Origin of the sequence: Klebsiella aerogenes, assembly GCA_029027985.1 — a bacterium.
In the GTDB taxonomy this organism is placed as follows: domain Bacteria; phylum Pseudomonadota; class Gammaproteobacteria; order Enterobacterales; family Enterobacteriaceae; genus Klebsiella; species Klebsiella aerogenes_A.
Map to the genome: position 1 here is coordinate 4,422,354 of CP119076.1, position 23,115 is coordinate 4,445,468.

Below are 23,115 nucleotides of genomic sequence, written 5' to 3' on the forward strand. Positions count from 1 at the left end.
CATGGATTTGTCTACACTGACACGCCCCGAACTGATCTTTATCAATCCAGTACAGCGATCGCCGAATGCATTGATTGAGCAAATGGCGCAATCTCTGGCGCAACAAGGGATTGTTCATCATGCCGATCATTTTATCGCCAGCGTGATGCGCCGGGAAAAAGAAGGCCCGACAGCGCTGGGGGAAACGCTGGCCGTTCCTCATGGAAAATGCGACAGCGTCGGCCAGGCGGCCTTTTGCATCGCGTTGTTTCAGGATCCGATTATGTGGCCCGGCCTGGAAGGAGATGAAGAGGTCAAACTGGTGTTTCTACTCGCTATCCCTCCCGCAGAAGCCGGGAGTACACATATGCAGCTATTAACACAACTCACTTCAATGCTGGTCGACGATAGTCTGCGCCAACAGATACTTAACGCCACTTCAGCCGATACGCTAATGGCGCTACTGTCGCAGAAAATCATTCCCAACACGCCTGAACCCGCTGCACGACCAAAAAGCAAACCTGCAATCCCCATTCTGTTAGGCCTCATTGCAGGAGCCGCGTTTATCAGTGCCGGGCTCCACTGGACGCCATAGTATTGTGTCTTTCATGCTCCCCGGTGGCGCTGCGCTTACCGGGGCTACGGGTTCGTACGGTTGGGCCTTATGCGCGGTCGGCGTCAGGAATGGCAACGCTCGCTTCCGGCTGCGTCGAGGCATGCTCTTCTTTCGCCTTCAGGCGATCCCAGGCGCGGAAGAACGGATAATAAACCACCAGCGAAATGGTGAGATTCACCACCTGCAGTACAGTGCCGGAAATATGCCCGCCGGTCGCCAGATAGCCGCTGATAAAAATCGGCGTGGTGAACGGCAATGCAATCCCCGCAGGCGGCGCCACCAGCCCGGTCGCCATCGCGGTATACGAAACAATCACCAGCAGTACCGGGGTCAAAATAAACGGCAGGAAGAAGTACGGGTTCATCACCAGCGGGATGCCAAATACCATGGGCTCACTGATGTTAAACAGCGCTCCCGGCGCGGCGATTTTGCCCAGTTGCTTCATCTGCTGGCTACGGCTGCGCAGTAACATAAAAATCACCAGCCCCAGCAACGCGCCGGTACCGCCGGGCGCGATCCACAGGTCGTAAAACTGTTGGGTAATAATGTGCGGGATCGGCTGGCCGTTCTGAAACGCCGTCAGGTTCTCCGACATATTCGACAGCCACACCGGCTGGATAAACACCAGCACAATCGCATCGCCGTGCAGCCCCAGCGTCCACAGAATACCGATCACAATGACTGAGATAATCATCCCCGGCAGCGTACCGCCGACGTGGTGCATCGGAATACCGATAAGCGTCGCAATCATGCTGTTAATGTCGCCGAACGGCGAGGCTTCTACCGCCAGACGCAGCGCCAGCACCACTGCCAGCACACAGAAGCCGGGAACCAGGGCCAGGAACGATTTCGCCACCGCTGGTGGTACGCCGTCCGGCATACGGATAACGAGGTTGCGGCTGGCGACGAAACGATAAATTTCCGTCGACAGCAGCGAAATGACGATGGCGACAAACAGCCCCTGGCTGCCGACCATACTCACCGGGATCACCCCTTTAATGACCTCCGCCGCGCCGTGTACCGGGGTAAACAACGTGTTCTGCGGAATCGTCATCACGAAGGCCACCAGCGACATCGCCCCGGCGCTTAGCGGGTCGATGGTACGGTACTTCTCCGCCAATCGGTAGGCGATGCCGAAACTGGAAATCAGCGCCATGATGTCGTAGGTCGCTTTGACCGGATACAGCATTTTATCGCGCCAGACATCGCCAAACAGGCCGCTCATCATGTCGGCATAGCCGGGAATCGGCAGGTAGGCGAAAATCAGGAAAAACGAGCCAATCAGCATAAACGGCATATTCAGAATGATGCCGTCGCGCACCGACAGGACGTGCTTTTGCCCGGCGATTTTCAGCGCCGCCGGCATGACGTAACGTTCAATCCAGCTTGTATTCGACATGGTGTGCTCCCCGAGGGAAATGCGGTCAGTTAAATTGCGTCAGCCATTGACGGTTTATGGTTAATACTTCATCCAGCAGCGCCTGGGCATCGGTGACGTTACCGACCAGAGGATTGGTCACCAGCGCCAACAGCGCGCTATCGCGGCAGCCGTGTACTGCGGCTTCAATCGTCAGCCGCTCAAAGGCTTTCACCTGCTGGGTCAGGCCGTTCATCGCTGGCGGCAGCGCGCCGAACGCCAGCGGACGCGCGCCCTGCGCATCGATAATACTGTTGGTTTCGACGACCGCATCATCATCCAGCCCGTGGATCGCGCCGTTGTTGCGGGTATTCACCACCATCTCCGCGCCAAGATTGTTATGGATGGCGTTAATCAGCTCGACGGCCACTTCCGAGTAGTACGCGCCGCCGCGGAAGCTCAGCTGTTCTGGTTTTTCTGCCAGCTGTGGGTCGGCGTACAGCGCAAACAGTTCCTGCTCGACCTTCATCACCTGCTCGGCGCGGGTGCCTTTGCTTTTCGCCGCGGCGATCTCTTCCGCCAGCATCGCCGGCGTCAGCCAGAAATAGCGGTGATAGGGGCACGGAATCGCCTTCAGCGCACGCAAGAATTCCGCCGGCCACGGCAGCTCTTTGATGTTATTCATCGACAGCGCCTTACCGTCGCACAGCATCTCAATCACCTTGCCGGTCACATCCTCGCGTCCCTGCATCACCTTGTGCACCCAGACCATATGGTTCAGCCCGGCAAAACGCAGTTTGACCTCAGACTCCCGCGCGCCCAGCATGCCAACGATCATATGCTGCATATTGATCGGCACGTTGCACAACCCGATGATCTTCGCCTTGCTGTAGCGGCTGACCGCTTCGGTGACGATCCCTGCCGGGTTAGTGAAGTTGAGAATAAAAGCCTCCGGCGCCAGCTGTTCCACTTTGCGCGCCACTTCAAGGATCACCGGGATCGTGCGCAGCGCTTTAGCGAATCCGCCAACGCCGGTGGTCTCCTGGCCCAGCAGGTTGTATTTAAGCCCCAGTCGTTCGTCGGCGGCGCGCGCCGCCAGCTGTCCGACGCGCAACTGAGTCAGCACAAAGCGGGCACCGCGGATCGCCTCGTCGAGCGTAAAATGAACGCTAACCACCACCTGTTCCAGCCCTTTATGTTTCAGCATCCTCCGGGTCAGCGCGGCAATGATCTCGACCTTTTCCTTACCGGATTCCACATCCACCAGCGCCAGCTCCGTGACCGGAAGCTGTTCATAACGAACGATAATCCCTTCAATAAGCTCCGGCGTGTAACTACTGCCGCCGCCGATAACGGCGATTTTCAGTGCTTGCATAGTGACCTCTATTCGCATCTTTTCGGCATGCAGAGAACCGCGCACGATCGTCAGGACCGCGCGTGATGATGATAAAAATGGGATGAGAAAATTAGTGTTCGAGCAGGGCCAGCGCTTTATCCAGCACCGCGGCGCCGCGCATCATGCCGTAGTCGGCCATATCGATAACCGCGACCGCTTTACCCTGCGGCGCCGCCAGCGCGGTCAGGCGTCCGGCTTCGTATTTGACCTGCGGCCCCAGCAGAATCACGTCGGCGTTCGGTAGCTCGCGTTCAAATTCCGCCACTGCCACCGCATAGATCTCCAGCGACAGCGCGCGTTGCTGGGCTTCCGCTTTCATCTTATTCACCAGCATGCTGGTGGACATACCTGCGGCACAACAGAGTACGATTCGTGGCATTACGCTTCCCCTTTGCTTGTTTATCGCTTCAGCCCTCAGGGCCTGTATGACTATATTGTTAATATTGTGTGATAGTGAAGGCTATATGAAAATAATTTTCACCGATGTGATCAAGGCTCAATTTTTGCGCATTATTACACCACGCGACTGTTGAATAGCAGCGGCAGCCATAGGAAATATCCAGCACTGGTGCTATAAAGAACGACATTCGATAAGTGAAAAATATTTTCAAAGCCGGGTTCTGCAGAAAGGGAACATCAGGATGGATATCGTTGGTCAGTTACAGGAAGGATTAGTCCGCTTTAGCGCTCAGGAGTCGCGCGTCGCCGCCTTTATTCTGGAAAATCTTAGCTTTACCGCCAGCGCCTCCATTGATGAACTGGCCGCCAGCGCCGGGGTCAGCCCGGCCACCATCACCCGCTTCGCCCGCTCGGTGGGCTGTGATGATATTCGCGATTTACGTAAGCAGCTGGCGCAGGCCAGCGAACGGCGCGCCAGTTGGCTGACGCCGGATAGCGCCGCCCTGCCCGCCGCCTGGCGCGACAAGCTAAGCTATCTGGGCGATACGCTGACCCGCCAGCTCGGCCACACCGCGGAAGCAGCGGTAGAAAAGTGCAAGTCGTGCCTGCTGAGTGCCCGCGCGGTGCACTGCTTCGCCCTCGGCGCGCAGGACGGGGCGCTGGCGGCGCTGCTACAGCATCAGTTGCTGCCGTCCGGCATCGCCATCAATCTTTGCCAGGATGCCGCGCTAATGCGGATGACCGCCTGCACCCTCAATGACGATCACCTCCTGCTGGTGCTGGCCACCGCCGAGGCCAACGCCGTATTGCAGAGCGCGACGCTGCAGGCGCGCACGCAGGGGGTGACCATTATCGCCCTGACGCCGGAACAGCACGCGCTTGCCAATATGGCCACCGCCATTCTTCCGCTTCCCGCCAATCCACAACAGGCCCGTTATGCACTGCTACTGCTGGTGGATCTGCTTAATGATACCTTGATTGCCTGACTTTTTGCCCGGCCAGCTATCGGCCGGGCCCGATTTTTGCTTATATTTTAAGCATCTAAATTTACATTTCACGCCAGTGCCCACCATCCGTACTCTCACCTTTTTACCTTGTTCTGGGTCAATAAAATCGCAAACATCTTTGATGCAAATCACTACATATAGAACTTAAAATGCGTCCCGGCCCTACATATTGTATTAATCGTCTATTATGTCACCATATCTTGTCGTTGTTGGCGGTGATGAGATGTGGATAAAAAGGGCCGGATTCGAAGGCAAACGCTGCCAGTCGTAGCGCGCCGCGCTTTCGGGAAACCTTCCGCCTCTGTGGATAACCTGTTCTATATATGGAGTGATCATGACACCGCATGTGATGAAACGTGATGGCTGTAAAGTGCCGTTCAAGTCAGAGCGCATTAAAGAAGCAATTCTGCGTGCAGCTAAAGCAGCGGGAGTCGATGACGCAGACTATTGCGCCACCGTCGCAGAAGTCGTTAGCCAGCAAATGCAGGACCGCGCTCAGGTCGATATCAACGATATCCAAACCGCCGTTGAAAACCAGCTGATGTCCGGCCCGTGGAAACAATTGGCCCGCGCCTATATCGAATATCGCCATGACCGCGATATCGAGCGTGAAAAGCGCGGCCGCCTCAACCAGGAAATTCGCGGTCTGGTCGAGCAAACCAACTCGTCGCTGCTTAACGAAAACGCCAACAAAGACAGTAAAGTGATCCCGACTCAGCGCGATCTGCTGGCCGGTATCGTGGCGAAACACTATGCTCGCCAGCACCTGCTGCCGCGCGACGTGGTGCAGGCCCACGAACGCGGCGAGATCCACTATCACGATCTCGACTACTCGCCGTTCTTCCCGATGTTCAACTGCATGTTGATCGATCTGAAAGGCATGCTGACCCACGGCTTTAAAATGGGTAACGCCGAAATTGAGCCGCCGAAATCTATCTCTACCGCCACTGCGGTGACGGCGCAGATCATCGCCCAGGTCGCCAGCCATATTTACGGCGGCACCACCATTAACCGTATCGATGAAGTGCTGGCGCCGTTCGTCGCTGAAAGCTTCAAAAAGCATCGTAAAATTGCCGAAGAGTGGCAGATCCCGGATGCCAAAGGCTACGCGCACGCACGTACCGAAAAAGAGTGCTACGACGCTTTCCAGTCGCTGGAATATGAAGTGAATACGCTGCATACCGCCAACGGCCAGACGCCGTTCGTCACTTTTGGTTTCGGCCTTGGCACCAGTTGGGAATCGCGCCTGATCCAGCAGTCGATTCTGCGCAACCGCATTGCCGGTCTCGGTAAAAACCGTAAAACCGCGGTGTTCCCGAAACTGGTATTCGCCATTCGCGACGGTCTGAACCACAAGTTTGGCGATGCGAACTACGACATCAAACAACTGGCATTAGAGTGCGCCAGCAAGCGCATGTATCCGGATATCCTCAACTACGATCAGGTGGTGAAAGTCACCGGTTCGTTCAAAACGCCGATGGGCTGCCGCAGCTTCCTCGGGGTGTGGGAAAACGAGAACGGCGAGCAGGTCCACGATGGGCGTAACAACCTTGGAGTCATCAGCCTCAACCTACCGCGCATCGCGCTGGAAGCGAAAGGTGACGAAGCCGCCTTCTGGCAACGCCTGGACGAGCGCCTGCAGTTGGCGCGTAAAGCGCTGATGACCCGTATCGCCCGTCTGGAAGGGGTGAAAGCCCGCGTAGCGCCGATTCTGTACATGGAAGGCGCCTGTGGCGTGCGTCTGAAAGCCGACGATGATGTCGCGGAGATCTTCAAGAACGGCCGCGCGTCGATTTCCCTGGGCTACATCGGTATTCACGAGACCATCAACGCGCTGTACCGCAATCAGCATATGTACGACAGCGAAGCGCTGCGTGAAAAAGGCATCGCTATCGTTCAGCGTCTGCGCGACGCCGTTGAGCAGTGGAAGGAAGAGACCGGCTACGGCTTCAGCCTTTACAGTACGCCGAGCGAGAACCTGTGCGATCGCTTCTGCCGACTCGACACCGCCGAATTCGGCGTGGTGCCAGGCGTGACCGAGAAAGGCTACTACACCAACAGCTTCCACCTCGACGTCGAGAAGAAGGTGAACCCGTACGATAAAATCGATTTCGAAGCGCCGTATCCGCCGCTGGCGAACGGTGGTTTCATTTGCTACGGCGAGTACCCGAATATCCAGCACAACCTGAAGGCGCTGGAGGACGTGTGGGATTACAGCTATCAGCATGTGCCGTATTACGGGACCAATACGCCAATCGATGAATGCTACGAGTGCGGTTATACCGGCGAGTTCGAGTGCACCAGTAAAGGCTTTACCTGCCCGAAATGCGGCAACCATGACGCCTCCCGCGTGTCGGTGACCCGCCGGGTATGTGGTTATCTCGGCAGCCCGGACGCGCGTCCGTTCAACGCCGGCAAGCAGGAAGAAGTGAAGCGCCGCGTTAAGCATCTGGGGAATGGGCAGATCGGTTAAAGCCCTCACTCTATTGCCGCTCCCGGATAGCGGCGCACAGCGCCTTATCCGGGCTACAACGACCGTAGCCGCCCTTCGTAGCCCGGGCGAGCGAGCGCAGCCAACGCCGCTACAGCGTCAAATGAGAAGAGGAAACAATGAATTATCACCAGTACTATCCCGTTGACATCGTCAACGGCCCCGGCACTCGCTGCACTTTGTTTGTTTCCGGCTGCGTCCACGAATGCCCCGGGTGCTACAACAAAAGCACCTGGCGGGTTAATTCCGGCATGCCGTTCACCACAGAGGTGACCGACCGTATCATCGCCGACCTCAACGATACGCGCATCAAGCGCCAGGGTATTTCCCTCTCCGGCGGCGATCCGCTGCATCCGCAGAACGTGGCGGAGATCCTCAAGCTGGTACAGCGCGTGCGCGCCGAATGCCCAGGTAAAGATATCTGGGTCTGGACTGGCTATAAGCTTGATGAGCTGAACGACGCGCAGATGCAGGTAGTTAACCTGATCAACGTGCTGGTCGATGGTAAGTTCGTACAGGATTTAAAAGACCCGGCGCTTATCTGGCGCGGCAGCAGCAACCAGGTCGTGCATCATTTGCGATAGTGGCTTTCACTTCAAAACCGGCTGACGCACTCCATCGCCACCGTTTTAAACTCATCGAAGCTGCGGGTCGCGGCGAGGCGGCTCATGGCGCGCTCACGCAGGAACGTGACGAAAATATCGTAGATGGCCATCGCCTCTTCGTACTCGCTCTTGCTGATGGCCAGCAAGAAGATGATATGCGCGGTTTCATCGCCCCAGGCGATACCCTGCGGGGCGATAACGGTATAGACCACTGTTTTTTTCGCCAGCAGGCCAAGGGCGTGCGGCAACGCAATGCCATCGCCCAGCATAGTGCTGACAATCGCTTCACGCTCGACCACCGAATCATGAAATTCTGCATCGACAAAACCTTCTTGCTCCAGTTGCCGGCACAACTCGGCAAACAGCGTTTGCTGATCCAGCGGTGTATCGATCACCTGGAAATGAGCGGCATCGAAGTATTTGTTCAACATCCACGGGCGGGTACGATCCACCAGCACCAGCTTGCCGATCTGATCCAGCTGATAGTCGGTCGGGAACGGCGCGATGGTCACCACCGGTTTGTCTTTTTCGCTGATGCGCACGGTCGAGATGACAAAATCCTCATCGATCGCTTCCCGTTGTTCATACTCGCGCTGTGAAAGGGTGGCGGCGATCTCCAGCTGCGGATATTTGCGTTGCAGGATCGCTTCGATCATCCGCACCATCGCATTGCTGGTGTCACATACCAGCAGCACATGCGGTTGGCGCTGATAGCCGATGTTGTAGTGACGTTCCAGCCCAACGCCGATATGCAGCACCAGGAAGCCGATTTCGTTTTCACTGATGGTATAAGGCGTGTATTTCCCCCAACTGGAGATCGCGGCAAGGGTCATATCCCAGGCCATCGGGTAGTGCTGCTTGATGTTATCGAGCAGCGGGTTGGGGATCATTATCTGATAGCGCACGCGGGTGATCATGGTCTTAATGTGGGTCAGCAGATCGGCGTGCAGTTGGGCGTCATCCAACAGGTTGTAGTTATACTGGCTGTTGATGTAGCGCAGGATGTAATTCACCAGCGCCTCGTCATCGTCGGCGCTGATAGTTTCCGGATCAACATCCTGCACCTGGCGAGCGGCGATATGCACGCACAGCCACTCTTCTTCGGCGGGCGATAAGGGTTTACCGGCCAGCCGCTGTAGTTCGTTTGCCAGATCGCGCGCGGCATCGCGGACGTTTTGCGCGACGTCTTCGGCGCTAAAATCCGCCAGCGGGTAGCCTTCGCTGACGCGGCGCACGACCACCGCGCCGTACAAGCAGATAAAACGCTCGCCAACGTCAGTGAGGCGAATATGGTGACGAGTGAGCGTCTCTTGCAACACCGGCGCCAGTTGCTCAGGCACATCGGCTTCCAGCGCCTCGGCGCTGATCAGCGGATTAATTCCGCCCTGCTGGGTCAGATCCCACAGCAGATCGGTCAGGCAAGCGCGAATCGATATCTCACTGCCAAACAGCTTCATGCCGTGACGCGGGCGCGTTTCAAGGGTCAGCTGATAGCGCTGGAAACGCTCGCGCACCTCAACCATATCGTTCTGCAATGTGGCGCGGCTGACGAACCACTCATCCGCCAGATCTTCCAGCTTGATGGAAAACGGCGAAGTCAAAAAACGCACCAGTAAAAAGTTGATACGGTCCTGGGCAGTACGCGGGACGTGCTGCGCCTTTGGCGCCGTCTCTTCCAGCGCCTGGAAGCTCGATGGGTCATCAATCTTTAGCTGATAACCACTGCCGCGGTTGAGAATAAACTGCGCGCCATATTGCGCCAGTAGCGCATTCAGCGCGGTAATATCGGCGCGCACGGTACGGGTAGAAACCGACAGGCGTTGCGCCAGCTCATCCTGCGGCAGCGTTTCATTTCGCAGCAGAGTGAATAATTGCGCTAAGCGTTGGTTGGGAAATCGCATGTCAGTTCCTTGTTCTTACGGCTCAGGGTTGAGCGGATATCACCATCTGCGACGGGCTGCCGACCGGCGTATAGTCAGAGGCAAAGGTCAATTTGCCATCCTTCGGCGCCACGCTGAAGCGGGTAATATTATCGCTACGCTGGTTCATGACGTACAGCCACTGCCCCTGATTATCCAGCGTCAGCGTGCGGGGGTAATCCCCACGCGTCCAGATATCTTCCTGGTGGCTCAGGCTGCCGTCGGCCAGCACGGTAAAGTGAGCGATGCTGTTATGCAGGCGGTTGGCGACGTACAGCTGCTTACCGTCGTTGCTCAGGACCAGACCAGCGGCAAAGCTGGTGCCTTTATACTCTTTCGGCAGCGCGGAGACGGTTTTGCCTTCGCGCAGCAGACCGCTTTGCTTATCAAGATGATAGAAGGTCAGCGTCGATGCTTCTTCGTTAATCAGCCACATGCCGTCGCCCTTCGGCGTAAAGACGAAGTGACGCGGGCCGGCTCCCGGCGAAGAGGCGGCGATAAACGGCGGATCGTTCGGCGTCAGCTTGCCGCTGGCGCTATCCAGCCGGTACTGATAGATCCGATCCAATCCCAGATCGGTGGAATAAACATATTTCCCGCTGGGATCGGTGGCGATCATATGCGCATGCGGGCCATTGTGATCGCTAACCGCAAAGCTGCCCTCGACGGCCGCCGCCGGGCGTTCCGCCCCTGCCGGACCTTCATCCTGATGCACATCGGCTGCCTCTCCCAGGCTACCATCTTCTTTCACCGGTAGCACGGCGGTACTGCCGCTAACATAGTTGGCCACCAGCAGATATTTGCCATCCGGAGTCAGGGAGAGATAAACCGGCCCGGCGCCGCCTGAGGCGACCTGGTTGAGATCGGTCAGTTCGCCGTTCTTCTCAATGCGCCACGCCTGCACCACGCCTTTCTCGACTTCACTGGCGGCATACAGCGTTTTGCCATCGCGCGATATGGTCAGCTGCGCGACGTTCGGCAACGAACTCACCAGCGATTTATCGTGCAGGGCGCCGGTTTTGGCATCGACGGTAAAACGGTACAGACCTTCGCCATTGGGATTATAGGTGCCAATCCAGGCGTAGTGGGTTTGCGCGGCAGAGGCGCCGACGGCAAGCAGGGACAGTGAAGCGACAAGCAGGTGACGAGCGACAGGCATAGCAACTCCTTGATGATTCAGTAGGGGGATAATTCCCCTCCCCCGTTCGAGGGAGGGAGAGGGGGTAACGCTACTTCACTAACTGTTTGGTCATCTCCAGCAGTTGGCGAACATCAGCCGGACGGGTGTTACCGCTGGCTTTATCAATAATCGAGCTGTAAATGTGCGGGATGATTTTACTCACGCCAGCGTCCAGCGCGATTTTCAGGATCTCGCTGTAGTTTTCCAGATCGATACCGCCGGTCGGCTCCAGCCAGAAATCATGCGCGGCGCAGGCTTTGGCGACGGCTTCGAACTCAGCGCGATGCTTCAGGCCGCCCATCGGGAAGTATTTGATTGAGCTGCCGCCCATATCTTTCAACAGCGCAATGGCGGTTTCCAGCGGAACAATCCCATCCGCCGCGCCGCTGCTCAGTGGACCGGTAGAAATCTTCACCATGCCCGGCGTGCCGGTCGGTGAAACCAGCCCATTAACCACGGTTTCGTTCTGCCCCAGCAGCGCGCGGCTGGTCGCCACGCCGGTGAATACCTGGTTGACGTGCTGCGGCTGCACCTGGCGAGAAATTTCGCTCACCATTGCCGACTGATTCGGGTCGCCCGCGCCCAGCCCTACGGAGAGCGCGTTATCAATCAGCTTCGCGTATTCACGCATATCGGCCACCGCGCTGGCGACATCCGGATAGTTTTTGGAGAGCACGCCGACCAGTACGTGACCTTCCGCCGCGTCGTAGATTTCGCGGGCGTTGTCTTTGCTGCCTGCCAGTACGTTCAGGCACACGCGGTCACGGTAAAAATTAGGGGTCAGTTTCATGCTTTTTTCTCCTTGTTCAGAACTTCAGCGATGCGGCGGGAAACCACCTCCAGCTGCTGCGCGTTCACGCTGCGGACATCGGCTTCGATAATGCCTTCATTGGCTTTATAGCCACGGAAGTAAATGGCGTATTCGCCCTGTTTCAACGCGTTGACCAGATCGCCGGTATTGACGCCGGTCACCGCCTCATCAAATTTAATTTCGGCACGAGCGATATCGCGGCCCGCGCTATCCCACACCACCCGCGCGCTCACGCCGTTGAGGGTGTTGAGCTGCTCGATAAACGGCGTCATTTTCGCCACCATCTCCTGGCCGCTCTCTTTGGTCGCCGTCAGATAATGCTCAATCGCGCAGGTCAGGCCGAGAATCCCCTCTTTACCCACTTTCATCGCGCGGCCAATACCCATCGACTGGCGTTTCACCCATTCAACATACTGGGTTTTCCCGACAACCAGCCCACTGGTCGGCCCTTCAATCGCTTTCGCGCCGCTGTAGATCACCAGGTCGGCGCCCATACGGTAGTAGCAGTGCAGATCTTCTTCCGCCGCCGCATCGACGATCAGCGGTAAGTGATGCTGACGCGCCACTTCCGCAGCCTGCGCCACGTTGAGCATGCTTTTCTGCACGCAATGGTGAGATTTGATATACAAAATCGCCGCAGTACGCGGGGTAATCGCCGCCGCCAGTTGATCGGCGGAGCATTCGTTGGCATAACCCGCTTCCACCAGCTTACCGCCGCCCAGCGCCACCATGGTGCCGACCGGCGCGCCGAAGTTCACGTTGTGGCCCTTCGGCAGAACAATTTCGTTGTTCTCAACCGGCGTGACGTGCAGGTTTTCCAGCAGCCAGTCGCTGTCTTTCACCAGCACCGCCGCCACTGATTGGGCAATGCCCGCCGAAGCGCAAGAGACGACGGTCGCCCCTTCTACATCCAGCAGTTTGGCAATGTACTCGCCGGTTTTATTCACCAGGTCTTTCATTTCAAAGTACTGGTTCATGCCCGCCATCGCGGCTTCGACCACTTCCGGACGCGGCGTGGAAACGCCCAGCGCCGTCATACGGCCCGAAGTATTAATAACTTGTTTTAAATGATATTTTTCAAAAATTGAAGGCATTTTCCGCGCTCCCTTGTTCGGTCAGATAGCCCTTGCCCGCGCGAATCGCGGCCAACGGCACCAGAATGTTGTCAGCCTGCAGGCTCTCTTTTTCCGCATCCACCAGCAGCGTTGGCGCATGTTCGAGGCTAAATAGCGTTAAATCCGCGTCGTAGCCGACATCCAGCCGCCCTTTACGCGGCAGACGCAGCCCTTCGGCGGCGCTGACGGTCACACAATCAATGACCTGCGGCAGCGTCATGCCGATAGCGAGGAATTTCGACATCACCAGCGCCAGCGAGCGCACCGGGCCGTCGATACGGTTACGGCAGTAAATATCGGAGCTGATGGTGTGCGGCAGAATGCCCATCGCAATCGCCCGGCGCGCCACCTCAAAGCTGAAGCTGGCGGTGCCGTGACCCACGTCGAGGCGCACGCCGCGCTGCAGGGCGCGGGTGATCGAACTGCGCAGTTCGCCAGCAGGGTTGAGAATACGGTTCGGCTTGCCGTTATAGCAGTGGGTGATGATGTCGCCGCTGCTCAGTAGATCGGCGATTTCATCGAGGTTCGGCGGGTTATTGCCGATGTGTACCATCAGCGGCAGATCGCCGTTTTCCTGCTGAATCTCCTTGGCGCGTTCCAGCGGCGTAATGCCGTTTTCGCCGACCACGCTGCTGCTCATCCGCGCTTTCAGGCCGACGATAAAATCAGGATAACGTTGTACCGCCTGCTTCACCGCATCGGCATCAATATTGGCCATATTGGCCAGCTCGTTCTGCGCAATCAGCCCGACGCGGGAGATATTAAGCAGCGCATAAACCTCCGTCGCCGCTGTGCGGGTTAGCTGATAGAAATCATCAACGTCGTCCGCGCCGGTGCTGCCGGCATCAATCACGGTAGTGACGCCGGTGGCGATGCCCACGCTATCCGGCTCATCGTGATAAATCGGCGAATTCGGGTAGCAGTGAACGTGGGAGTCAATCCAGCCAGCGCTGACATAGTAGTTGCCGTTCAGGTCAACGGTTTTGCGGGAGGGCGCGCTAATCTCGCCCAGCGCCGCGATTTTCCCGTCCTGGATGGCGATATCAGTCAGGGTATCGTCGACGAGGCGCGCACGGCGCAGGAGTAAATCAAACATAGCTATCTCCTGGTGAAAAGGGGGTCTCTGTTGCCGGATGGCGGCGTAAGCCCCTTATCCGGCCGACATGTCGTGCTGACCCGTCGGCCGGATAAGCGCAGCGCCATCAGGCGATTAGCTAATCGCAATCGGGAAGATGGAACCGAGGATCATCGCGCCGAGGATGGCGCCGCCGGTGATCGGTTTCTGCCAGATGTAGAACAGCAGCGCGCCGACCAGAGAACCAATCCCGATTGGAATCGAGGCCGTCATCGCGCTGAGGATGATCAACGGACCCAGGAAGCGGCCGGAGGCGTTACCGGCCCCCATCATCACGTCGGCACCGTAGGTGGAATCGCTCTGGTTGATGGTGAACTTACGCGCCAGAATGATGATGTAACCGACTGCCAGCCCCAGGATCAGGCCCGTTGCCAGCGAAGCGGCGAAGTTAGCCACCGGGAAGACAAAGCCTGCGCCGAGCAGCAGCGCCGGAACACCGAGGCCGATACCGGTCTGAATTGCGCCGCCGATATCCAGGATCCCTACCAGCGACCCTTCAATGATACGGGCGAACAGGAAGCTCGCGCCGAATGCCGCTACCGCGCCGTAAGAACCCGTATCAATCCCCGAACGCAGCATCGACACGAAGGCCACTTCGTTAAAGGCGCCGATACCGTACAGGTAGTACATGTGCGTCCCGGCGAAAACACCGGCGGAGAGCAGGCCAACAAAGATCGGGAACGACCAGTCGGCATACCAAAAACCTTTATTCTGTTCCATTATCAGGCTCCCGTTATTTGCCGCTGAGTGAGTTGTGGATCATGTCCAGCCAGTTCGGCACGGTCATATGGAAGGATTCAATCATCTTCATGTCGAAGCCGCGGAAGAAGCCGCTGAGGACGAACAGCGCGACGATGGCGATCATCATCACTTTGGTCACCCGGTTCCAGCCGCTCTCTTCAACGCCTTTACCAATCAGGATACCCAGTACCAGACCCGGTACGGCGTTCCCCATAATCAGCTGTGCCGCGCCGCCGAAAATGGTCGCCCAGAAGCCTGATTTTTTACCGGCATCGATAGCCGCCAGCCAGAAGATAACCGGCATCACGGTGTTCACCAGCAGGTTTGCCGCCGGAACCAGCACTTTAACCGCGGTGACCTGCAGCGCTTCCGGAACGGAAGAGGCGGTCAGGTTAAGGAAGGCGACGACGATCATGCCGATGATGCCGCAGGCAATTGCCATTTTTCTCGGATCATGCAGCGTTTCGCCGACGTTACGATTTTTCAGCATCAACGCCGCCGCGCCCCAGTTTGGGATAATGCGGTGGTCAACGTCCTGCGTGAAGGAACCTGCTGCAACGGAAGAAGCCCAGGCGTTAAAGAAGAAGCCAAGGCCAAAGGAGAAGTGGGAAGCCGGATCGCCTTCACAGGAATTCAGCTCGCCCAACGTACGAAACGCCCCCATCCCCTGTGTGGTGGGTGCGTGAAACATGCGTGCCGCTCCGGCGCCCACGCCGACGCCGACCAGGCCGCCGATGATGAGCGATTTTATTAAAATTATCAGGAACATAATCTGACCCTTTGGTAACAATCAGGTTTGCGTGACGAAATCCACTTTATCGAGATCGATGGCGGTCACGTTGACGGTGACATCCAGCTCCACGCTGTAGGTCCGTCGTTCACGGCGTAAAAAGATGAACAGAAAAGCCTCTTTTCGTACCGCTTCGCGCGCATGAACAACCGTCACGTCCTGTGGCTCAATACGCAGTAGGATGTGCGATGACGATTTCATCACCGCTGCTTGCACATGGTTAAGGGCATCGGCGAAGGCCCGTGATTTGCTTTCGCCTTTGCCTGCAACCCTCACCGTGGTGGTGAATTGCTCTTTCATACTTATGCGCCGTATTTCTTTTTCCAGGCTTCTACCAGGCGCTCGCCCAGCTCTTCTTTATCCATGAAGCCGAAGCCCAGCACATTGCAACCTTCGTTGATGGCGGTCACGCCCTCTTCAACAGAACGCATGCCGTATTTTGCTTTGTAGCCGTACTTGGTCTGCGCGGTGATCGCGCCTGCGCCGCCGCTGCCGCAGAAGGAGATGCCGAAAGTGGCGTTTTCCGCTTTCATCATGTCGCCAAGTTTCATATCTGCCGCAACGCCAGGGACGACCACTGCGCGCGCGCCGGCTTTTTCTGCACCTGCCGCGACTTTTTGGCCTTTACCCAGACGGTCGCCAATAACTACGGTGATTTGTTCCATGTTTTGCTCCTTACAGGTTATCTTTTGCGACTTCGAAGTGAACGGACAGCAACCAGGCCTCTTCATCGGGCAGGTTGCCGAACTGCGCGACCACTTCGCGGGCCAGCATCATTGAATCTTCTGAAATCTCTTCGAACAGGCTAGCATCCACTTCCGGTAGCGGTTCGCCGCTGATTGACCGGTGGGCCATGGCCCGCACGTGGGAAGTCAGCATTTGCTCCTGAACGTCGTTAGGGACGATGTCATGACGGCTTAGCAAGGCGAACACCTGCTGCAGCATCTTGTCAGCCAGGCGTTCGGTCTGCGCTGCCTGATCCCCTACGTCGTTTATTACCGCTCCGTTATTCACTTGTGTTACCCCGCTGATGTCTCTGGCATTAAAAGTAGCGCCAGGGGTCAGGAGTTTGTAGCGAGTGCTTTTCCACTTCGAAGTGGAAAGAGAAACGTCCTGCGTGATCGACTCCACACATTCACCGGAAAAATGAATAAATGGACGAATTGACGTGATGAATATCACAACAATGGCAACGCATTAGCGGAAAAAGGCAGCGGAAAGACCGGAACAAAAAAAGGGAAAATTGTGATGTGGATAGGGTTTTAGGCAGGAGGCGTCGGCTGACGCCTCCTGAAAAAGGCAATTAACGGTATTTCTTATGGTAGGTATTACGGGTGAGTTTAAACTCGTCCGCGGCGGCTTGCGCCCCTTTAAGGTTACCGGCATCAGCCAGCTTCAGCGCGCCGTCGATCTGCCCAACCAGCGTTTCCAGACCGTGGCGGTAATCTTTCATTTCCGCACTGTCGGCCGCTTTGCCTTCCAGCTTCGGCGGCGTTTCTTTCTGCGCGTCGACCGCGGCGGTACGCATCTTAGTCAGCGCCGCTTTCAGCTCGCCGGCGTCTGAGGTTTTTTGTACCACCTGCAGATTTTCCGCCAGGGTGTCCATGTCTTCGCCAAGATCGGCGAACGCGGATGCAGAACCGAGTGCAAAAGCAGAGACGGCCAGCATCGCTAACAGTTTTTTACGCATTGCTCACTTCCTTTTTATTATGAAGATATCAAGCAGGCGCGGCAGGACGCGCCCGGCACACAGGTTATTGACCAGCGATTTTCATCTCCGGCAGCAGCACGGAACCACACTGAATATTGCTGCGCGTTTCGATATCGTCGCCGACGGTGACAATATTACGCCACATATCTTTCAGATTTCCGGCGATGGTGATTTCACTTACCGGATACTGAATTTCGCCGTTTTCTACCCAGAAACCGGATGCGCCGCGTGAATAATCGCCGGTCACGCCACTCACACCCTGCCCCATCAATTCGGTGACCACAAGCCCGGTACCCATCTCTTTAAGCATCTTTTCAAAACTCAGGCCGCGGCCATTGATGCGCCAGTTATGGATGCCGCCCGCATGGCCGGTGCTTTTCATCCCCAGCTTGCGCGCGGAGTAGTTGGTCAACAGCCACTGGGTCAACACGCCGTCTTTGATGATGTCACGACGCTCGGTGCGCACGCCTTCGCTGTCGAACGGCGTGGACGCCAGGCCTTTCAGCAAATGCGGGTGCTCTTCGATGGTCAGCCACTCCGGCAGGATTTGTTTGCCGAGGGAGTCGAGCAGGAAGGTGGATTTGCGGTATACCGCGCCGCCGGCGATCGCGCCGACCAGGTGGCCAAACAGCCCGGTCGCCACTTCGTTGGCGAAGATAACCGGCGCTTTCATCGTCGACAGTTTACGCGGCGCCAGGCGCGACAGCGTGCGGCGGGCGCACTCGTTGCCGACCCATTCCGGGGATTGCAGGTCGCCCATCGCGCGGCCAATGGTATAAGCGTAATCACGCTCCATATCGCCATTCTCTTCGGCGATCACGCAGCTGGAGAGCGAATGGCGGGTCGAGCAGTAGCTTTGCAGCATGCCGTGGCTGTTGCCGAAGACTTTAATACCGTAGTGGCTATTGAAGCTGCCGCCTTCGGTGTTGGTAATACGCTTATCGGCCTGCAGCGCGATTTGCTCGGCGCGGGCGGCCAGTTCAATGGCTTCGTCCGGGGAAACTTCCGCCGGATGGAACAAGTCCAGATCCGGGGCGTCGAAGGCCAACAATTCTTTATCCGCCACGCCGGCAAACGGATCCGGCGACGTGTAGCGTGCGATATCCAGCGCCGCCTGCACCGTGCGGGCGATGGCGTCCGCGCTCAGGTCGGTTGAGGAGGCGCTGCCTTTGCGATTCTGGTGGTAGACGGTGATGCCGAGCGCGCCGTCGCTATTGAATTCTACGTTCTCCACCTCACCGTAGCGGGTGCTGACACTGATGCCGGTGGTTTTGCTCACGGAGACTTCCGCACCGTCGGATTTGCCTGCCGCCAGTTCCAACGCCGTGGTAACGGCTTCTTCCAGCGTCTTACGCTGCTGTGCAACTTGAGAGATGACTTTCATTGCTAATGCCATAATGTAAGAAGGAGTTAACTGAAGTCTAACAGAGAACCGTTTTTCAGTGCGCGCCTTAACTGGTAACATTAGCCTCTTTTTTAAGGAGCCTGAGATGACAAAGCAGCCCGAAGACTGGCTCGACGACGTGCCCGGTGATGACGTTGAAGATGAAGACGATGAAATTATCTGGGTCAGTAAGAGTGAAATTAAGCGCGACGCGGAAGAACTGAAGCGTCTTGGCGCAGAGATGGTAGACCTGGGTAAGAACGCGCTGGATAAGCTCCCGCTCGATGTCGACCTGCGTGACGCCATTGAACTCGCCCAGCGTATCAAGAAGGAAGGCCGCCGCCGCCAGATGCAGCTGATTGGTAAAATGCTGCGTAACCGCGACGTTGACCCGATTCGCCAGGCGCTGGATAAACTGAAGAACCGTCACAACCAGCAGGTTGCGTTGTTCCATAAGCTGGAACAGATCCGCGATCGTCTGATTGATAACGGCGATGACGCGGTCGCGGAAGTTCTGAACCTGTGGCCTGACGCCGACCGTCAGCAGTTGCGTTCGCTGATCCGTAATGCGAAGAAAGAGAAAGAAGGCAACAAGCCGCCGAAATCCGCGCGCCTGATCTTCCAGTATCTGCGCGAACTGGCCGAGAACGAAGGCTGATTCCCGACGCTCACCGCCATCTCCCGGATGGCGGCGAAGTTCGAGTACAGTGCCGTAGCCCTGCTAAGCGCAGCGCAAGCAGGGAAATTCCTGGTTGTACCGCGATTTTGTCAGATGGCGCTACGCTTATCTGACCTACAGTCCGTGCGGCTGCGAGGTGAAGTTCGGGTACGGTGCCGTAGCCCTGCTAAGCGCAGCGCAAGCAGGGAAAATCCTGGTTGTACCGCGATATTGTCAGATGGCGCTACGCTTATCTGACCTATAGTCCGTGCGGTTGCGAGCTGAAGTTCGAGTGCGGTGCCGTAGCCCTGCTAAGCGCAGCGCAAGCAGGGAAATTCCTGGTTGTACCGCTATTTTGTCAGATGGCGCTACGCTTATCTGACCTACAGTCCGTGCGACTACGAGGTGAAGTTCGGGTACGGTGCCGTAGCCCTGCTAAGCGCAGCGCAAGCAGGGAAATTCCTGGTTGTACCGCGATTTTGTCAGATGGCGCTACGCTTATCTGACCTACAGTCCGTGCGGTTGCGAGGCGAAGTTCAAGTACGGCGCCGTAGCCCTGCTAAGCGCAGCGCAAGCAGGGAAAATCCTGGTTGTGCCGCTATTTTGTCAGATGGCGCTACGCTTATCTGACCTACAGTCCGTGCGGTTGCGAGGTGCAGATCTCCCGGGCTCGCAAACCTTACCCCATCACCTCACGCCCTAAATCCTCGGCAAACCGCTGGTACGGCGCCTCATCAATCGGCTGAGGATAACTCAATACCACCAACTCATGATCGTCGATCCCTTGATGATAGGTCGGGTGGCGATGCGCCCACGCATTGGCGTGGAACCCCATCGACTGATAAAAGCGCAGCCGCTTATGAGCGATCTCGGTGGTGAGCGGATCGATTTCCAGAATGGTCAGCGGCGCGCGCGTCAGGATCTGCGCCAGCAGCTGTTTACCGTAGCCGCGCGAACGCAGCGTATCGTCAATCGCCAGATGTTCAATATAGCTATAGCCGGCAAACTGCCAGCAGCCGCTCAAGCCGATAAATACCCCGTCATCGAACCACGCTTCCAGCGCATAGTGCGGGTTGCCCAACGCCTGAAGTTTGGCCCCGGGCTCGCGCTGCTCATGCCACGGAAAGGCGCGGGCGTAGAGCGCGTCCAGCGTGGAGAAATGGGGGGAATCGGTAGAAAACAGTCTTTCACAGAAAAGCATCGCACAATCCCTGGTAGCTAAAACAAAACTGCCCTCACAAGGAGGGCAGATACAGGACGCCTTCGCGCTTATTCTGCCGCGGTCGCTTTTTGCGCCAGTTTATCCAACAGCTTCTGATGAATGCCGCCGAAGCCGCCGTTGCTCATCACCAGAATATGGTCGCCCGGATGCGCTGTTTTGACAATCATGTCCGCCAGCGTATCGACATCGGCGCTCCAGTGCGCAGGCTGAACGCAGGCCTCCGCCACTTCCGCAACCTGCCATGGAATATGCTGCGGTTGCAGCAGGAAGACTTCATCGGCGCGACCGAGCGATGGCGCCAAATCGTCTTTGCAGATGCCCATTTTCATAGTGTTGGAGCGCGGTTCCAGCACGGCGAGAATACGCGCAGTGCCGCCAACTTTACCACGCAGCGCCTGCAGCGTGGCGAGGATCGCGGTCGGATGGTGGGCGAAATCGTCATAGACGGTGACGCCGTTGGCTTCGCCGCGCAGTTCGAGGCGGCGACGGGCGTTGATAAAACTACCCAGCGCGTGGGCGGCATCCGCCGGTAGCACGCCGACGTGACGCGCCGCAGCGATCGCCATCAGGCCGTTGTTCATGTTGTGCTCGCCAACCAACGCCCAGCTTACTTCGCCGACTTTCTCGCCATCCAGCCACACTTCCCATTGCGACGCATCGGCGTTGAGTTTCTTCGCCTGCCAGTGGACCTGCTCGCCGACCAGCTCTTGCTCGCTCCAGCAGCCCATCGTCATCACCTGTTTCAGGTTGATGTCACTTTCCGGGAGAATAATTTTGCCTTTGCCCGGCACGATGCGCACCAGGTGATGGAACTGTTTCTGAATCGCTTTCAGGTCGTCAAAGATGTCCGCGTGATCAAACTCAAGGTTGTTGAGGATCAGCGTGCGCGGGCAGTAGTGAACGAACTTGGAACGTTTGTCGAAGAAGGCGCAGTCATATTCGTCCGCTTCAATCACGAAGAACGGGCTATCACCCAGACGCGCGGAAACATCGAAATTACCCGGTACGCCGCCGATAACAAAGCCCGGCTTGTAACCACAGGCTTCGAGGATCCACGTCGCCATACCCGCGGTGGTGGTTTTGCCGTGGGTACCGGCGACAGCCAGCACCCAGCGATCACGCAGCACGAAATCATGCAGCCACTGCGGGCCGGACATGTACGGAATGTTGTTTTCCAGCACCGCTTCAACACACGGATTACCGCGAGTCATGGCATTGCCGATAATCACCAGGTCCGGCTGCGGATCCAGTTGGCTGGCGTCGTAGCCCTGAATCAGGTCAATGCCCTGGTTTTCCAGCAGGGTGCTCATCGGCGGATAAACGTTAGCATCCGAGCCGGTTACTTGATGACCGAGGGAACGTGCCAGCATTGCCAGCCCCCCCATAAACGTGCCACAAATTCCTAAAATATGAATGCGCATTCGTTGCTTCCCTCATTAATCTGACACGCATTTTACCCATATGTACGCCCCCTGAGAAACGCATTTCAGGCAAATCTGTATTTGCTGGCGCGATTCACCTGTGCGCAGTTTTTTTATTATTTGTTAAGATTGTTGCGTTCGTTTTACTCAACATAAAAATGCAGGGAACGAGTTATGAAAACGTTAGGTGAATTTATTGTCGAAAAGCAGCACGAGTTCTCCCACGCTACCGGTGAGCTGACTGCTTTGTTGTCGGCAATAAAATTGGGCGCCAAGATCATCCACCGCGATATCAATAAGGCCGGTCTGGTCGATATCCTGGGTGCCAGCGGTGCGGAAAACGTTCAGGGAGAAGTTCAGCAGAAGCTGGACCTGTTCGCGAATGAAAAATTAAAAGCTGCACTGCGCGCACGTGATATCGTCGCCGGGATCGCCTCTGAAGAAGAAGATGAAATCGTGGTCTTCGAAGGATGCGAACACGCCAAATACGTTGTGCTGATGGATCCGCTGGATGGTTCCTCCAACATTGACGTCAACGTCTCCGTGGGGACTATCTTCTCTATTTACCGCCGCGTGACGCCGGTGGGTACGCCAGTCACCGAAGAAGATTTCCTGCAGCCGGGCAACAAACAGGTTGCTGCGGGCTACGTGGTTTACGGCTCGTCGACCATGCTGGTCTACACCACCGGCTGCGGCGTTCACGCCTTCACCTATGACCCTTCGCTCGGCGTGTTCTGCCTGAGCCAGGAGCGTATGCGCTTCCCGACGAAAGGCCAGACCTACTCCATCAACGAAGGCAACTACATCAAGTTCCCGATGGGCGTGAAGAAGTACATCAAGTACTGCCAGGAAGAAGACAAAGAGACCCAACGCCCGTACACCTCACGCTATATCGGATCTCTGGTGGCCGACTTCCACCGCAACCTGCTGAAAGGCGGTATCTATCTGTATCCAAGCACCGCCAGCCACCCGCAAGGGAAACTGCGCCTGCTGTACGAATGCAACCCGATGGCGATGCTGGCGGAGCAAGCGGGCGGCAAGGCCAGCGATGGTAAAGAGCGGATCCTCGATATCATCCCGGAAAGCCTGCACCAGCGTCGTTCGTTCTTCGTCGGCAACGACCACATGGTAGAAGACGTCGAGAACTTCATTAAAGAGTTCCCGGACGCTTAATCCCT

Annotated in this window: 23 protein-coding genes; 6 read left to right on the top strand and 17 right to left on the bottom strand. The window is 57.0% G+C overall.

All coding sequences use genetic code 11. The annotated features are described in order from the left end of the window. The first annotated feature begins 1 nt into the window (after window position 1). Complete coding sequence (locus tag PYR66_21005) at window positions 2-574, top strand: fructose PTS transporter subunit IIA (GenBank protein ID WEF27729.1); 573 nt, start codon at window positions 2-4, stop codon at window positions 572-574. Between the two features lie 67 nt (window positions 575-641). Here the strand turns inward: PYR66_21005 and celB are convergent, their stop codons facing one another. From celB to PYR66_21020, 3 genes are all read right to left on the bottom strand, one after another. Continuing rightward, the gene (gene celB / locus PYR66_21010) at window positions 642-1,994 is read right to left on the bottom strand and encodes a PTS cellobiose transporter subunit IIC (GenBank protein ID WEF27730.1); all 1,353 of its coding nucleotides are present in this window, start codon (window positions 1,992-1,994) and stop codon (window positions 642-644) included. Between the two features lie 25 nt (window positions 1,995-2,019). Then, complete coding sequence (locus PYR66_21015; protein WEF27731.1) at window positions 2,020-3,327, bottom strand: 6-phospho-beta-glucosidase; 1,308 nt, start codon at window positions 3,325-3,327, stop codon at window positions 2,020-2,022. Window positions 3,328-3,418: 91 nt separating this feature from the next. After that, a complete protein-coding gene (locus PYR66_21020) occupies window positions 3,419-3,682 on the bottom strand; it encodes a PTS sugar transporter subunit IIB (protein WEF30515.1) in 264 nt (87 codons plus the stop codon). A 307-nt stretch (window positions 3,683-3,989) separates the two neighbouring features. Here PYR66_21020 and PYR66_21025 point away from each other — a divergent pair, with 307 nt between their 5' ends. From PYR66_21025 to nrdG, 3 genes are all read left to right on the top strand, one after another. Further along, window positions 3,990-4,733 (top strand): MurR/RpiR family transcriptional regulator, encoded by a 744-nt coding sequence (locus PYR66_21025; GenBank protein WEF27732.1) that lies wholly within the window; start codon window positions 3,990-3,992, stop codon window positions 4,731-4,733. A gap of 355 nt (window positions 4,734-5,088) precedes the next feature. After that, the gene (gene nrdD, locus PYR66_21030) at window positions 5,089-7,227 is read left to right on the top strand and encodes an anaerobic ribonucleoside-triphosphate reductase (GenBank protein WEF27733.1); all 2,139 of its coding nucleotides are present in this window, start codon (window positions 5,089-5,091) and stop codon (window positions 7,225-7,227) included. Window positions 7,228-7,364: 137 nt separating this feature from the next. Beyond that, complete coding sequence (gene nrdG / locus PYR66_21035; protein ID WEF27734.1) at window positions 7,365-7,829, top strand: anaerobic ribonucleoside-triphosphate reductase-activating protein; 465 nt, start codon at window positions 7,365-7,367, stop codon at window positions 7,827-7,829. 11 nt (window positions 7,830-7,840) lie between these two features. Here nrdG and PYR66_21040 read toward each other — a convergent pair whose 3' ends face one another. From PYR66_21040 to pmbA, 12 genes are all read right to left on the bottom strand, one after another. Next, window positions 7,841-9,751: a PRD domain-containing protein gene (locus tag PYR66_21040; GenBank protein WEF27735.1), complete on the bottom strand. Its 1,911-nt coding sequence runs from the start codon at window positions 9,749-9,751 to the stop codon at window positions 7,841-7,843. Between the two features lie 22 nt (window positions 9,752-9,773). Beyond that, window positions 9,774-10,928: a lactonase family protein gene (locus tag PYR66_21045; protein WEF27736.1), complete on the bottom strand. Its 1,155-nt coding sequence runs from the start codon at window positions 10,926-10,928 to the stop codon at window positions 9,774-9,776. A 70-nt stretch (window positions 10,929-10,998) separates the two neighbouring features. Further along, a complete protein-coding gene (locus PYR66_21050; protein ID WEF27737.1) occupies window positions 10,999-11,739 on the bottom strand; it encodes a KDGP aldolase family protein in 741 nt (246 codons plus the stop codon). Next, a complete protein-coding gene (locus tag PYR66_21055) occupies window positions 11,736-12,854 on the bottom strand; it encodes a DgaE family pyridoxal phosphate-dependent ammonia lyase (GenBank protein WEF27738.1) in 1,119 nt (372 codons plus the stop codon). Before PYR66_21055 ends, PYR66_21050 begins: the two co-directional genes overlap by 4 nt. Continuing rightward, window positions 12,838-13,971: an amidohydrolase/deacetylase family metallohydrolase gene (locus tag PYR66_21060; GenBank protein ID WEF27739.1), complete on the bottom strand. Its 1,134-nt coding sequence runs from the start codon at window positions 13,969-13,971 to the stop codon at window positions 12,838-12,840. Before PYR66_21060 ends, PYR66_21055 begins: the two co-directional genes overlap by 17 nt. 114 nt (window positions 13,972-14,085) lie before the next feature. After that, window positions 14,086-14,730, bottom strand: coding sequence for a DUF4310 family protein (locus tag PYR66_21065; protein ID WEF27740.1), 645 nt, complete (start codon window positions 14,728-14,730; stop codon window positions 14,086-14,088). A gap of 13 nt (window positions 14,731-14,743) precedes the next feature. Further along, window positions 14,744-15,520: a DUF4311 domain-containing protein gene (locus PYR66_21070; GenBank protein WEF27741.1), complete on the bottom strand. Its 777-nt coding sequence runs from the start codon at window positions 15,518-15,520 to the stop codon at window positions 14,744-14,746. A gap of 21 nt (window positions 15,521-15,541) precedes the next feature. After that, entirely contained in the window at window positions 15,542-15,841 is a 300-nt protein-coding gene (locus PYR66_21075; GenBank protein WEF27742.1) for a DUF4312 family protein, read from the bottom strand. A 2-nt stretch (window positions 15,842-15,843) separates the two neighbouring features. Then, a complete protein-coding gene (locus PYR66_21080) occupies window positions 15,844-16,206 on the bottom strand; it encodes an SFCGS family glycine-rich protein (GenBank protein ID WEF27743.1) in 363 nt (120 codons plus the stop codon). A gap of 10 nt (window positions 16,207-16,216) precedes the next feature. Beyond that, entirely contained in the window at window positions 16,217-16,555 is a 339-nt protein-coding gene (locus PYR66_21085; GenBank protein WEF30516.1) for a PRD domain-containing protein, read from the bottom strand. Between the two features lie 289 nt (window positions 16,556-16,844). Then, on the bottom strand, window positions 16,845-17,231 hold the full coding sequence (gene cybC, locus PYR66_21090) for a cytochrome b562 (protein ID WEF27744.1): 387 nt from the start codon (window positions 17,229-17,231) through the stop codon (window positions 16,845-16,847). Window positions 17,232-17,295: 64 nt separating this feature from the next. Further along, complete coding sequence (gene pmbA / locus PYR66_21095; GenBank protein WEF27745.1) at window positions 17,296-18,648, bottom strand: metalloprotease PmbA; 1,353 nt, start codon at window positions 18,646-18,648, stop codon at window positions 17,296-17,298. 94 nt (window positions 18,649-18,742) lie between these two features. Between pmbA and yjgA the strand changes: the two genes are divergently transcribed. Next, window positions 18,743-19,294, top strand: coding sequence for a ribosome biogenesis factor YjgA (gene yjgA / locus PYR66_21100; protein WEF27746.1), 552 nt, complete (start codon window positions 18,743-18,745; stop codon window positions 19,292-19,294). A 679-nt stretch (window positions 19,295-19,973) separates the two neighbouring features. Here yjgA and PYR66_21105 read toward each other — a convergent pair. Both PYR66_21105 and mpl read right to left on the bottom strand, forming a co-directional pair. Then, window positions 19,974-20,495, bottom strand: coding sequence for a GNAT family N-acetyltransferase (locus tag PYR66_21105; GenBank protein WEF27747.1), 522 nt, complete (start codon window positions 20,493-20,495; stop codon window positions 19,974-19,976). A 68-nt stretch (window positions 20,496-20,563) separates the two neighbouring features. Further along, window positions 20,564-21,937, bottom strand: a complete 1,374-nt coding sequence (gene mpl, locus PYR66_21110) for a UDP-N-acetylmuramate:L-alanyl-gamma-D-glutamyl-meso-diaminopimelate ligase (GenBank protein WEF27748.1) — start codon at window positions 21,935-21,937, stop codon at window positions 20,564-20,566. Between the two features lie 174 nt (window positions 21,938-22,111). On the opposite strand from mpl, the gene fbp reads away from it, so the two are divergent. Further along, complete coding sequence (fbp, locus tag PYR66_21115) at window positions 22,112-23,110, top strand: class 1 fructose-bisphosphatase (protein ID WEF27749.1); 999 nt, start codon at window positions 22,112-22,114, stop codon at window positions 23,108-23,110. The last annotated feature ends 5 nt before the right edge of the window (window positions 23,111-23,115 follow it).

Coding starts and splice junctions, on each gene's coding strand:
- PYR66_21005 (WEF27729.1), top strand. CDS start 2: ATGGATTTGTCTACACTGACACGCCCCGAACTGATCTTTATCAATCCA.
- celB (WEF27730.1), bottom strand. CDS start 1,994: ATGTCGAATACAAGCTGGATTGAACGTTACGTCATGCCGGCGGCGCTG.
- PYR66_21015 (WEF27731.1), bottom strand. CDS start 3,327: ATGCAAGCACTGAAAATCGCCGTTATCGGCGGCGGCAGTAGTTACACG.
- PYR66_21020 (WEF30515.1), bottom strand. CDS start 3,682: ATGCTGGTGAATAAGATGAAAGCGGAAGCCCAGCAACGCGCGCTGTCG.
- PYR66_21025 (WEF27732.1), top strand. CDS start 3,990: ATGGATATCGTTGGTCAGTTACAGGAAGGATTAGTCCGCTTTAGCGCT.
- nrdD (WEF27733.1), top strand. CDS start 5,089: ATGACACCGCATGTGATGAAACGTGATGGCTGTAAAGTGCCGTTCAAG.
- nrdG (WEF27734.1), top strand. CDS start 7,365: ATGAATTATCACCAGTACTATCCCGTTGACATCGTCAACGGCCCCGGC.
- PYR66_21040 (WEF27735.1), bottom strand. CDS start 9,751: ATGCGATTTCCCAACCAACGCTTAGCGCAATTATTCACTCTGCTGCGA.
- PYR66_21045 (WEF27736.1), bottom strand. CDS start 10,928: ATGCCTGTCGCTCGTCACCTGCTTGTCGCTTCACTGTCCCTGCTTGCC.
- PYR66_21050 (WEF27737.1), bottom strand. CDS start 11,739: ATGAAACTGACCCCTAATTTTTACCGTGACCGCGTGTGCCTGAACGTA.
- PYR66_21055 (WEF27738.1), bottom strand. CDS start 12,854: ATGCCTTCAATTTTTGAAAAATATCATTTAAAACAAGTTATTAATACT.
- PYR66_21060 (WEF27739.1), bottom strand. CDS start 13,971: ATGTTTGATTTACTCCTGCGCCGTGCGCGCCTCGTCGACGATACCCTG.
- PYR66_21065 (WEF27740.1), bottom strand. CDS start 14,730: ATGGAACAGAATAAAGGTTTTTGGTATGCCGACTGGTCGTTCCCGATC.
- PYR66_21070 (WEF27741.1), bottom strand. CDS start 15,520: ATGTTCCTGATAATTTTAATAAAATCGCTCATCATCGGCGGCCTGGTC.
- PYR66_21075 (WEF27742.1), bottom strand. CDS start 15,841: ATGAAAGAGCAATTCACCACCACGGTGAGGGTTGCAGGCAAAGGCGAA.
- PYR66_21080 (WEF27743.1), bottom strand. CDS start 16,206: ATGGAACAAATCACCGTAGTTATTGGCGACCGTCTGGGTAAAGGCCAA.
- cybC (WEF27744.1), bottom strand. CDS start 17,231: ATGCGTAAAAAACTGTTAGCGATGCTGGCCGTCTCTGCTTTTGCACTC.
- pmbA (WEF27745.1), bottom strand. CDS start 18,648: ATGGCATTAGCAATGAAAGTCATCTCTCAAGTTGCACAGCAGCGTAAG.
- yjgA (WEF27746.1), top strand. CDS start 18,743: ATGACAAAGCAGCCCGAAGACTGGCTCGACGACGTGCCCGGTGATGAC.
- PYR66_21105 (WEF27747.1), bottom strand. CDS start 20,495: ATGCTTTTCTGTGAAAGACTGTTTTCTACCGATTCCCCCCATTTCTCC.
- mpl (WEF27748.1), bottom strand. CDS start 21,937: ATGCGCATTCATATTTTAGGAATTTGTGGCACGTTTATGGGGGGGCTG.
- fbp (WEF27749.1), top strand. CDS start 22,112: ATGAAAACGTTAGGTGAATTTATTGTCGAAAAGCAGCACGAGTTCTCC.